This window comes from Segatella baroniae DSM 16972 = JCM 13447 (genome assembly GCF_000426585.1).
Lineage (GTDB): Bacteria > Bacteroidota > Bacteroidia > Bacteroidales > Bacteroidaceae > Prevotella > Prevotella baroniae.
On the sequence record NZ_AUFQ01000028.1, the window covers coordinates 1 to 10624 of the forward strand.

At 41.9% G+C, this 10624-nt stretch carries 15 protein-coding genes; all 15 read right to left on the reverse strand.

Annotated elements, in window-relative coordinates; all coding sequences use genetic code 11:
- On the reverse strand, positions 1-240 hold a 240-nt coding region (locus tag K334_RS14945; protein WP_154655620.1), incomplete at its 3' end, for a hypothetical protein.
- Positions 241-626: 386 nt separating this feature from the next.
- Positions 627-1079, reverse strand: coding sequence for a hypothetical protein (locus tag K334_RS0112290; RefSeq protein ID WP_154655621.1), 453 nt, complete (start codon positions 1077-1079; stop codon positions 627-629).
- A 39-nt stretch (positions 1080-1118) separates the two neighbouring features.
- Positions 1119-2714: a DNA cytosine methyltransferase gene (locus K334_RS0112295; RefSeq protein WP_025882239.1), complete on the reverse strand. Its 1596-nt coding sequence runs from the start codon at positions 2712-2714 to the stop codon at positions 1119-1121.
- 3 nt (positions 2715-2717) lie between these two features.
- A complete protein-coding gene (locus K334_RS0112300; protein ID WP_025882241.1) occupies positions 2718-3059 on the reverse strand; it encodes a hypothetical protein in 342 nt (113 codons plus the stop codon).
- Between the two features lie 51 nt (positions 3060-3110).
- The gene (locus K334_RS0112305) at positions 3111-3647 is read right to left on the reverse strand and encodes a hypothetical protein (RefSeq protein WP_004345407.1); all 537 of its coding nucleotides are present in this window, start codon (positions 3645-3647) and stop codon (positions 3111-3113) included.
- Positions 3637-3951 carry a hypothetical protein gene (locus K334_RS0112310; RefSeq protein WP_025882243.1) on the reverse strand — a complete coding sequence of 105 codons (315 nt, stop codon included), beginning with the start codon at positions 3949-3951 and terminating at the stop codon, positions 3637-3639. The genes K334_RS0112305 and K334_RS0112310 overlap by 11 nt, the downstream gene beginning before the upstream one ends.
- Positions 3948-4550 (reverse strand): MerR family transcriptional regulator, encoded by a 603-nt coding sequence (locus K334_RS0112315; RefSeq protein ID WP_004345409.1) that lies wholly within the window; start codon positions 4548-4550, stop codon positions 3948-3950. The genes K334_RS0112310 and K334_RS0112315 overlap by 4 nt, the downstream gene beginning before the upstream one ends.
- A 22-nt stretch (positions 4551-4572) precedes the next feature.
- Positions 4573-4803 (reverse strand): hypothetical protein, encoded by a 231-nt coding sequence (locus tag K334_RS0112320; protein ID WP_234396551.1) that lies wholly within the window; start codon positions 4801-4803, stop codon positions 4573-4575.
- A 179-nt stretch (positions 4804-4982) separates the two neighbouring features.
- On the reverse strand, positions 4983-5495 hold the full coding sequence (locus tag K334_RS0112325; protein WP_004345411.1) for a hypothetical protein: 513 nt from the start codon (positions 5493-5495) through the stop codon (positions 4983-4985).
- An 11-nt stretch (positions 5496-5506) separates the two neighbouring features.
- Positions 5507-6085: a hypothetical protein gene (locus K334_RS0112330; RefSeq protein WP_025882246.1), complete on the reverse strand. Its 579-nt coding sequence runs from the start codon at positions 6083-6085 to the stop codon at positions 5507-5509.
- 169 nt (positions 6086-6254) lie between these two features.
- Positions 6255-6770: a hypothetical protein gene (locus K334_RS0112340; protein ID WP_238319214.1), complete on the reverse strand. Its 516-nt coding sequence runs from the start codon at positions 6768-6770 to the stop codon at positions 6255-6257.
- Between the two features lie 112 nt (positions 6771-6882).
- Entirely contained in the window at positions 6883-7908 is a 1026-nt protein-coding gene (locus K334_RS0112345) for a toprim domain-containing protein (protein WP_025882250.1), read from the reverse strand.
- Between the two features lie 38 nt (positions 7909-7946).
- Complete coding sequence (locus K334_RS0112350; RefSeq protein ID WP_025882251.1) at positions 7947-9476, reverse strand: DUF7833 domain-containing protein; 1530 nt, start codon at positions 9474-9476, stop codon at positions 7947-7949.
- Positions 9477-9479: 3 nt separating this feature from the next.
- On the reverse strand, positions 9480-9617 hold the full coding sequence (locus K334_RS15120) for a hypothetical protein (protein ID WP_004345419.1): 138 nt from the start codon (positions 9615-9617) through the stop codon (positions 9480-9482).
- A 326-nt stretch (positions 9618-9943) separates the two neighbouring features.
- Positions 9944-10435, reverse strand: a complete 492-nt coding sequence (locus tag K334_RS0112360) for a helix-turn-helix domain-containing protein (RefSeq protein WP_025882254.1) — start codon at positions 10433-10435, stop codon at positions 9944-9946.
- Between the last annotated feature and the right edge of the window lie 189 nt (positions 10436-10624).

Here is a 10624-nt window from a genome sequence, read left to right on the forward strand (position 1 = left end):
AATAGTGTCTCCACTGTCTTCCGGCATAGTTCCATAATTCTTAGCAAACTCATGGAGTTCTTCGGCTGCAAACACAATCTTGCGATAGTAGAAAATGATGTCATCGCCAGGATTAAGAAGCCTATTGCTTGTAAGTTCAATATATTGATCACAAGAATTACGTAGACAAATCACCAACGAATCCATGTGTGTTTTCTGATTTTGGTTAAGAACCAAACTGTTAAAATCTAATGTTTCCATAATTGTTTTCTTTATATATGTATATACGTATTGTCGTATTCCTTTATTGACTTATATACGTATAGCCGTATATACAGCTATACACCTGCAAAGATACATAATATATTTTATTTCGCAAAATTTTTACGTCAAATTATTTATTATAACGGGATTTTATACATTTATCTATTAACTTGAAGATTCCACAAAGTATTTGAGCAAGGAGCAGCTTGCTGACTCTCCTGCACTGTCGTAGATATAGACGGAAACCCTTTGCAGAGGTTTTGTATGGCTTATTGACCATCAGCAAGAGCAATAGGCATGTGGCAACATAATAAAAAGTTTTACCTGATTGCGATTGGTTGACTCCTGAAGAGGAAAGTTTACATTCCGGATTCATAAACGATCTATTTTTGAGTTTTAATATTTGGTTGTAGTGCTGCTATTCTCTTACGGAGTTCCTTTGCGAATACCATTTGAGCGTGCATTATCTTATCAAAACCACTACGGTCTCCCCAAAAGTAATCTTCAACTTCGTAGAGAATATCCAAGCATTCCCTTGTGGACAATTCTTTGACACCTACGGTAGGGACTTTGTAAGTTTTAACAAACTTCTCTACATCCTTTACGACACAAGCCTCCAGATTAACCATATGTTGTATTTCTTCAAAAAAATACTTGTAGGCCTTGGATTGAAAATCTTGGTCAACTGTCTGGGGGGCAAGCCCAAGAAGCTTGCCTTCGACAACTTCCAAAGCTTTGATATAACCATCCATGTATCCTCTTAATTGGTTGTTGGATTTTCCCTGAATGGTTTTTGCATATTTTTTTAAGTGATGTGTGAAAATAGTTCTTTTCATATCTATTCTTTTGGTTGTCTTATCTTTCGGATGTTAGTTCTATATTGCTATTGCCTTAGAAATAAGAGCTGCACAAAGCGACTCGCAGAGTACCCTGCTCATGTTCACTTCAACGGCATTGCCGATATACTTCTTCTGTTCGGCCTGGGTTCCCACAAGGATATAATTGTCAGGGAAACCCATGATGCGTTTCAGCTCATTTATATTCAACATGCGCATCTTGATGTCTATGATTCCGTACATGGCCATGAACTCCTTTATCTTGCAAGTCATTTCACTGTCCGTTTCAAATATCCTTATACCGATACCTTTTTCTGTGGAGATAAGGTAAGGGGGCATCTTATCCATCCGGGCAATCAAAGTGAAGCACGGCTTATTGATATCTCCACCTGCAGAGTTGAACTGTGGGTTCATCAAGAAGCAGTCAACTACTTTTTGCTTCGGTGTTGTCAATACTGCAGGGCAAGGTGAATCAATGCTGGAAAGTTGACCACCAGCGGAATATTCATTTGCCAAAAAACGACTTGAAACCAATCCCAGCCTGTCTTTTGTGGTAAGCGTAGGGCATGGCGATTCAACAGAATGGTTCCCTCCTTTACCATAGTAAGCAGTAACAAAGAAATGGTGATCCTTAGTGGTGACAGTTCCGGCAGGAATGTCTATCGATTGGTTCTTGGAATACGGATCTCCACTGAATGCCTTGGACATGAAGCTGACATTGGCAATACCCAGACGGTTTTGGCAAGCGACAGTTGGGCAAGGCTCGTCAATTCCTGGAGCTGTGTATTTTCCTGTCTGGTTCATTGAATTATACTTAACAAGAAACGTTTCCCTTCCACCGGCGACGAATTTGATTAGGCCTGCGTAAATTCGCTTCAAGGTTTTCTCGCATAGTGGCTTCTTCCTATCAAAGATGCTTTGGCCAGTATCATCCATGTCAAGCACTTCACGAACAGGCTTCCATTTCTTGTAGGCATGAAACATGCCACTGTCACCATTCTTCGAGAATGTTGGAACAGGAAAAGCTATGGGGAGGCCTTTCTTCGCAAATTGACCGAAAAACCTCTTGCGTGAGGTATATGCACCAAAATCGGCGGCATTCAGCAAACGCCAATCATAATGATAGCCGTAAGAGATAACTTTATTTGTCCAACGAACATAGCTGCATCCTTTTAACTTTGAGATAGGGTGTCCTTTATCGTCCATGTCCCCCCAGCTCATAAACTCTTCCACATTCTCAATCTGTATATAGTCTGGGGCCAGCTGCTCGATATAACGGAAAAGGTGCTCTGCAAGCGTCCGGCTGTCTGCATCGCGTGGCTGGCCGCCTTTGGCCTTGCTGAAGTTGGTGCATTCAAGTGAAGCCCATAGGACAACTAAAGCTGATGGATATTTCATCCTCATTCGATTCAAATGGGCTGTAAGACCGGTAAGGTCAAGTGTGCGAATATCCTCGGTGAAGTGTAATGTGTCGGGGTGGTTTGCCTGATGCGATGCGATTGCATTCGCATCATGGTTGACACAGGCGACTACCCTCGCACACTTTGTTCCATCTAACTTTGCATGTTCAACACCGGTGGAAGTTCCACCGGCTCCGCAGAACAAGTCTATATAGAGTAATTTGATGTCTTCCATTTGCTATTCTTTATTACCCTCTACCTTGTAACCTTTATTCCGAAGATATGTGGCGATATACTCATCATCACCAACATCTTTAAGTACGTCAAAAAGATAACCTTTTACATACTTGGCAATAGCTTCAGGAGAAGCCAAGTCTACATGCTGCGATATGAACTCGCATTTCTTTGTCCTGCCTAATTGCCCAAATTCGTATTCCAATCCTTTAGAATCGGTGTCTTCAAACAATTCAGATATATCACCTTGATGATACCACTTCCCGTTAATACCCATTGCCGTACCATCGCAGTAGTATTGCCTTAGCTCTACCACCTCACCTGTCTTTCTAAGTTTTGCTTTCATAATTTAAATGCTATTTGATTAGCATAAGTCGATGCCGTTGTGTGGCTATTTTTATTTATTGCAATCTTCTTTCATGAAACAAATCCAATGAGTATTGGAACGTTTGCCCGATGGATGCCCAAAAATAGGCGTCTCCGAGGTAAGTTTCAATATTTCGGATACCTTGATGTCTGTTTCATTCCATTTGAATATTAAGAATCCTCCAGGCATTAATACTCGAAAGCATTCTGCAAAGCCTTTTCGCAAGACTTCTTTCCAGTCTGCATTGCCAAGAGCACCATACTTTATCATTTGGTAGCCTGTTACCTTGTTCTTTGGACTTGGTTCATTATATATATCGCATGTCTTACAGTTCTCAATACTTCTTAGTAAGTGTGGAGGGTCAAAAACAACCATGCGGAAGCTATTGTCTGGGTATGGCATGTTTGTGAAGTCGGCCTGAACATCGGGGTTGACCTCGAAGTGCCTTCCGTCACATAATGTTGTCTCCATCTTCCTTATGTCCTGAAACAGAACCCTGTCATCATGCTTATCGAAGTAAAACATCTTACCTCCGCAACAGGTATCAAGGATTGGGCTATTTATCATATTTGTTTTCTTTTATGTTAAACATTTCTTTACAGACATCCTCTGCTATTTTCCGGGCTTCTTTCTTGGAAATGTATTGGTCATCGCTTTTATCTTCTTCATTCCATGAATCTACTTCTTCCTCTTCTATATTCCATCCACCATACTCTTTCTCAATTTGCAGGAAAAACCACAGAATAATAAAAATGGCACCTATCCATCCTAAGAAACCAGTATGTAATATCCACAAGAAATCTGCCATTAGCAGTGAACCTATCAAATATACAATGAGTACAGCGAGTATGAAATAAAGCAAATGTTTCATACCTTGCCCTCCAATATTTTTAGAACATCACTATAACGATATAACTCACGGTGGGGAGTAATCCTTGTGGGGACAAGAAATCCTTTCCTTGCCCATTTTCTAAGGGTAGAATAATCAACAAGTAACAAGGACGCTGTTTCTCTTTTTGTCAAGAGCATAGGCTGTCCTTTATGTTGCTTGACCTTACGTTCCAGGTCGAGAAGTTTTTGACGTCGTTCCAGCACGTTGTAAATATCAGTTGAAAGGGTAGCAACTTTGCGAGCTTGCTCTTCATTCACCGCTCTAAGACTGTCTCTAATCTCTGCCATTGACATATCAACCAATCCTTGGAACATATTTGGAAGTTGCTCTTGCAACTTTTCTATCAGCTTGTTGGCTTTGGCTACCGCGAGAGTCTGCTGCATTGCGCGATCTTCCCTAAATCCCATTTCTTCATGAAAGCACATGAATACGAAGAAATATAAGAATAGAAAGAGTGGTATTACCGCTATCCATATCCAAGGAGTGTTGTGCACACACCACATCAAATCCAATGTTGCCAGCGATATTAAGAGGTAGGTAATAATGGCAGCACCTATAAAAAGATATATATGTTTCATTTTCTATTGGCCACATTTAAGATTATTCCATATCAACTTCATAATTCCAATCACAAGCGTCACTTTCGTGAATATGATCAGAAAGCCACTCGAAACCAGTACATACTTGCTCGTCCAAATTCATAAGATCACAGTTTACACGCCCTTTATCTGCCAAGGCGTTTAGATCATCATAAACCTTTTCGCTGACTTCTACGTCATGCAAACCAACAGTATAGGTTACTGTTACGGTTAAATCCTTTATCTTTTTCATTCTGTGTATACTTTTAATATTAAATGTGCTATTGAAGTTCCAATTGTACATGGAAATGATACTCGTTGCATAAACAGACAATTTGCCTGACTTCATTGGGGTCCTCTCCATAGGGAAAGAAAATCATACGCTCCTTGGTCAAACATCTGACTCCTTTCTTTCTTAAATTATACAAGAGGTTAGTCCGTCTCTTTGTCACTCTGTCCATGTGTGCTGAAATTTTCTTTAAGTAGCATATTGTCCTTATGGAATGCAGCTTCAATGTGTTCTACCAAATCAATCGGTCTCGTCACATACGCATCAAACATCTGGTACATCAGCTCGGGCGTTGGTTTCTCGGACATATCAAGGACAAACACTTTCTTGCCTTGCCCTTTCATCCAACCGGCTTCAGAATGGGCAGAGCGGCCACACGGTAAGAGGAGGACACAATAGTCCGCTTCCTGCATGGCGTGAAAATCTTTTTCAAATGCTTTGACAGCTTCGGGATGGTGAAGCCCTTCCTTGAAATCCCTACAGGTCCACTTCTCGAAGTCCTTATCGACTTTCTCCCAACTGAATCCGCTTAGTTCATTGTCCTCGGGATGCTTGAAGTCATAGGTATAGTAACCCTGAATCCGTAGGGCGTTCAATAAATTCTCGAAATGCTTGTTCCGCCAGCTACTGGCCAAATAAATCTTTAAAAATCTCATAAGTGTATTTTTTATTTCAGTAATCCTTTACATATCATCTCCACGTATTTGAGACTATCCCGTAATACCGGATAACTTAAACTCTCATATTCAGACCTTTCAAGAAACTCTATCTGTCTGCTGAAGACAGAATTGTCATTGTCAAATTTGTTCAGCAGAAAGTATCTCAACCACATGTCGGCACACCGGGGGCGTGGCAAGTCCAAATAATCCAGAATCAGGACGGAAAGTCTCTTCTGTTCTGTACGGTTCAGCACGATGCACTCACCTGTCTCTTTGTCTATCCAGCCACAGAGCATGTGTACGGTATTGTTCTCTCTGTCGATGGAGATTTGGAAACAAGATGGACCGAACATCGTCTCTATCTTGTTTGCAAGACCCTGTAACTGCCAAAGGCTGATGGAGCGTTTAATAAAGAAACTGATACTCCTTATGAGCTTCATGCTGGCAAAAGGCTTGAGTTTCTTCTTTTGATAAATCAGAGCCAAGAGCTCTTCTTTCTTTTGCACAAAAGTGGCTGTCTGATAGTACTCGGGGGTACGGACGAGATCCGTAACTCCGGTTTCAATACTTAAAACATAATTAATCATACTTTTACTTGTTAGCGTTTTATACTTGGAAAGGATGCACTTACATCAATCCCTTTATCTTTCATTTCCTGAACTTGTCGTCGTCGTAGCTATGGGTGATTTCATAATAGAAAGCTGCTCCCAAAGCTATCAGCAAAACAAGGATGATTATGACATATACCATACGGCTCTATTTGCTGTTTGTGGTGATCTCAATGGCTTTTACGAACTGCAACAGGTTGTTATAACCTTTGTACAGGGGATTACACTCAATGGCATGCTTGCCATACCGATCCTTTAACGTCTTGGTTATGGTGCAGCCCATGACATCATTGGGAAAGTAGAGATAAACCATATCATAGTCATCTCCTTCGACCGAGATATGGATGAAGTTCCTTACATCCGACATAATCATGAAATCACAGTCTGAAGGCAGCCTGACAAAGCCATTCTTCTGCAAGGTCTGGTAGGCCAAATAATCCATCATGTCTGCGAACATACACAACTTGTCGCTCTTGTGCTCTTTCTCCATGGGAAGAAAAGTCACGCCGGAACTATTCAACGTCATGGGGGAGTCCGTCAGGTCTTGGCCAACAAATTCTATCCCGTTGTTCTGGTTTATGACACCCACCCCGTGATAGGTCTTGGAGAGAAAACGGTAGGAGACCGAATGAACCTCCGGAAACTCCTTAACATCAATGCCCATTATACTTGGCGTGGCAGCATCTGTCAAGGTTCTGATCCGAATATTATCGGAGCTTCCTCCTGCGTGCCTGAATATAGTTTTACTTATTTTTCCTAATTTCATTTTTCGATAATTATAGCTTTTCTATCATTGCTTGCAGTTCTTCTGCGGTGTGCCCCAGACGGAAGAAATCACTGATGTCCTTTTCCGATTTCTCTCCGGACAGCGGTAGGTCAAGTTTCTGAACGTTGTATTTCTCGCCGTACTGTTGTATCCGCAAAGCAGATTCCCTTTGCCCGGTTTCATCTGTATCATAGAGAAAAATGATTCGACGGAATCGTTGGGAAAGTTCATCCATTACATCTTCGGGAATGTTGGCCGTCTCGCTGTTAAATGTCAAGGCCGGAAATCCATGCGCCGACAGCGACATGACATCTTTCTCGCCACCTGTGACGAAAACGAGTGCTCCTTCTTCAGGCAGTTGCTCACGCCCGAAGATATAGGGCTTTGGGAAGTGACCGGCATACATGAAACGTGTCTTTGCCTTAGGCCTGTAAATCTTCAGCCTACGTCCGTCATCGAAGATATATCCGTAGGTCGGAATAGCCTTTGAACCGTAAACGGCAAAGTTTCCACCGGACGATTTCTTGAATGTACAACTGCTGATGCTCTTTACGTTGTAACGTTCCAGCGTTGAAAGTCCAATGCCATATTGCCCCCAATACTCTTCCTCCCATGGCATGAAAGGCTGTGTCACGACCTCAAAACTCGCTATGGAAGAACATTTGTACTTCTGCGAGGGTGTGGCTTTTCTTTTCATCAACACATGGTGCTCGCTTCGTTGTTCATCAAAAATGCCAAGTCCAAGGTCTCTGTCTATCACTTGAAGCACTTCGCGAAAGTTGGTTTTTGGGTTGATATTACACAGCCTTCCCACTATCGTAAAGCAGTTGCCACAGAAGCTGCTGTCGCCGAAGTCTTGGAGGTAGTATTGGCCGTTGCCATATCCGCCTCTGTTGGCATACAGATGGCATGACGGGCGGCTGTCCTCCCTGAAAGGGTTACGGAAAGTCCGGGCAAGGCACTTTTCACCAAGGTAGTGAATGAACACTGCCAAGCCCCCATCGGTCATCTGCAATATTCTTTGAGCTTCATTCATAAGCGTAATTCAATCTTAAATGGTTTGTAGTTCTGACCCTATGCAATGCGGTATTGAAGCCGTAACCCTGCACCGAAAAACTTGTGTAACACCGTTCTAACAGTATCAAGGTAATCAGCTTCCAATATCTCAAATATTCGCTTATTCGGAAGAACAAGTGTCAGCGTCTTGGCCACATTGTCGAAGGACTCAAAAGAGACTTGTTGGAAAACCGATGCAAAAGCACGTTCGCTTACAATCTTGGCAAAGGCAGACATACACTTGTCCCAAAGAACTTTTGCATAGTCTTTAGACGGTGTTTGCGCCTTCAGTTTATGCAGCAGCTTCTTTTCATTTCGTTTATACCAGTTACAGAAATAGTCAAGGAACCCCTCCAGTCCTTTTGGAACTTCTTCTTTGCGACACTTCAAGTTCGCCAAGAACAAAGTCAGGGCATTATAGAGCGTTTCCTTATCCGGGAAGCCATAAAGCAGCTGCATCGAGCGCACCCATTCGTCATCACAGGCCAATTCTTCAATTGACGAAAATTTTCGCGCGGACGAATAATTATAATAATGAAGATTCTCTATTCTCTTATCTCTATTCTCTTTTATAATAGGATCACGCGCGTAGCCGCCCCCATGACTGTTTGGTAGCATTTTGGTGGCTTCAACTTTTGGACGGTTTTGTTCCCTCTTTTGGCCCTCTTTTTGACCTTTGGGTTTGTAAGTAGCTGTATTTCTGTCATTTACAAAAGACTTGGTAGACATTTCGTAACTGTTTCGTACAGAATTTTGTTGGGCATCTTTTGGCCCTTCTTTTGGCTCCTTTTGTTCAGTTTTTATCCCCCCGTCTTCGAAACTTATAATGGCAGCTCCATTAGATGAGGAGTTTTCCAAATCAGAGAAACTTTCGACTGATGTGACATGACTGGCAGAGGGACCTATTGATGTTACCGGACAGGTGTCCTTGACATAATCGGGGAACTCTATCAAACGAACGGAAGAAAGTTTCTTCTGACCGTTATAACCAATATTCAGGATGCCCAGCTTGCGTAGCTTCTGGAGGGCCTCTTTAATGCCTTCTACAGGAATGCCGGTCGAAGCACTGATCTTCTTCATGTCAAACCATAGCGGATCCTCATAGTTTTCACTCTCCGAGTAAGTATGAAGAAGTAAATGGAGATAAATATGAAGAACCTGTGCGTTCACAAAGAAATCTTGGAAGTCAAGGTCGTAATACAGCTTCACCCAGCCACCTCTCACATTTTCCAAAGCCAGAAACTTTGAAAATTCACGAACGGTAATGAGAACACCGTTACGTCTTAGAGAGGCAACATGGATAATGCCTGCCGCCTTCAGCTTATCTAAAGAACGTCGGGCGGATTTACGGCTTATCTCCAAAAAACCCATGATGTCTTTAATTGAGGTGCGAAACTGCCCCCTCATCGTAATTTTGTCAAAGTAAGGCTTATCCTCCCTTTGAGCATTCAAAAAAATGTGCAGGAACATTTGCACGGCGTTGCTGTCATTATAGAAAGAACAATTATAGAACTTTCTGATAAGACAAATCCATTTGTAATCTCCCATAGGTCAGCTATTTTGGGGTTCAATGGCTATCGCCCTTACTTCTGTATTCTCATTGATGTTCTCGAAATCGTCAAAGATCTTACCGGTTGGATCTACGAGGACAAATGTTGTAATTGTCTTTCTACTGTTATCTATTTCCATACTGCTGTTCTTTTAAAAGTCAATTGTCTGATTCTATTCGAAAGGAAAGAAACTTTGAGCCTCGGTTTCCTTTGATCCAAATACATGTCTCATCGTGGGTGATGGTTTGAATAGATGATAACAAGGATTTACCATGATGCCACCTTACCCGGGCATCTAAGATGAGAGAGAGAATGGTGTTGAATTTACCAATAACCGTTTCCTTTGACCCTTTCTCCCGATACAAGGATGGGGTTATCTGAAAGAGCAAGTCAACCAACCATAGTGGTTTCTTGCGCACATGAACTTCTTTTACGATGTAATACATGAAAATCCGCTTTTAAAGGTTATCCTTTAGGAGAAGGCATACAGACAGGGTTGGTTCTATCTCGGTAGATACCCTCCCTTTTCAAAAGATAGTACACTGTACTTACACTCATGTAGAACTCGTTTGCAAGCGCACGCATGGCTGCCATTGGAGAAATAAGTTTTTTCTCTATTACCGGGCCATATTCGTTTATGTACTTATCCACGATTAATTGCCTTCGCTTGACAGGCGGAGTCTCAAAAGCCAATACCTTCTCAACTTCTTCCCTGACATTGGGAGGAAGTTGCGCAACAGCACCGGGAGATACGGATTGGAGTTTTTTACGCCTTCGTCTCTTGTTTTCGGCTAATTCAGGATCATACACGCCGTTGTCTCCGACATTGCGGTTAATCTCTCGCAATATCGTGGTACGGTCAACCTTTAGAACTTCAGCAATTTCCCTGAAATTCTTCCCCTCTTGAAGGAGCTTGGCAATTTCTTGCCGCTGTTTGGAATCTAATTGCTTTCCCATATTGTTGATGCAAAAGTGTTAAACGGGTCAGAATCTCTTCTTTCCCTCTATTTTTTGTGCATCAACAGTTGTGTTTTTCTTGAAGTTTCAGAACTTCAATACCTACTGATTATCAATGTTTTAAAGTCTATTATTTAAACGTGCAATTAACACTTTTAACAAATTGTACTTCTAACTTGAACATCGGTT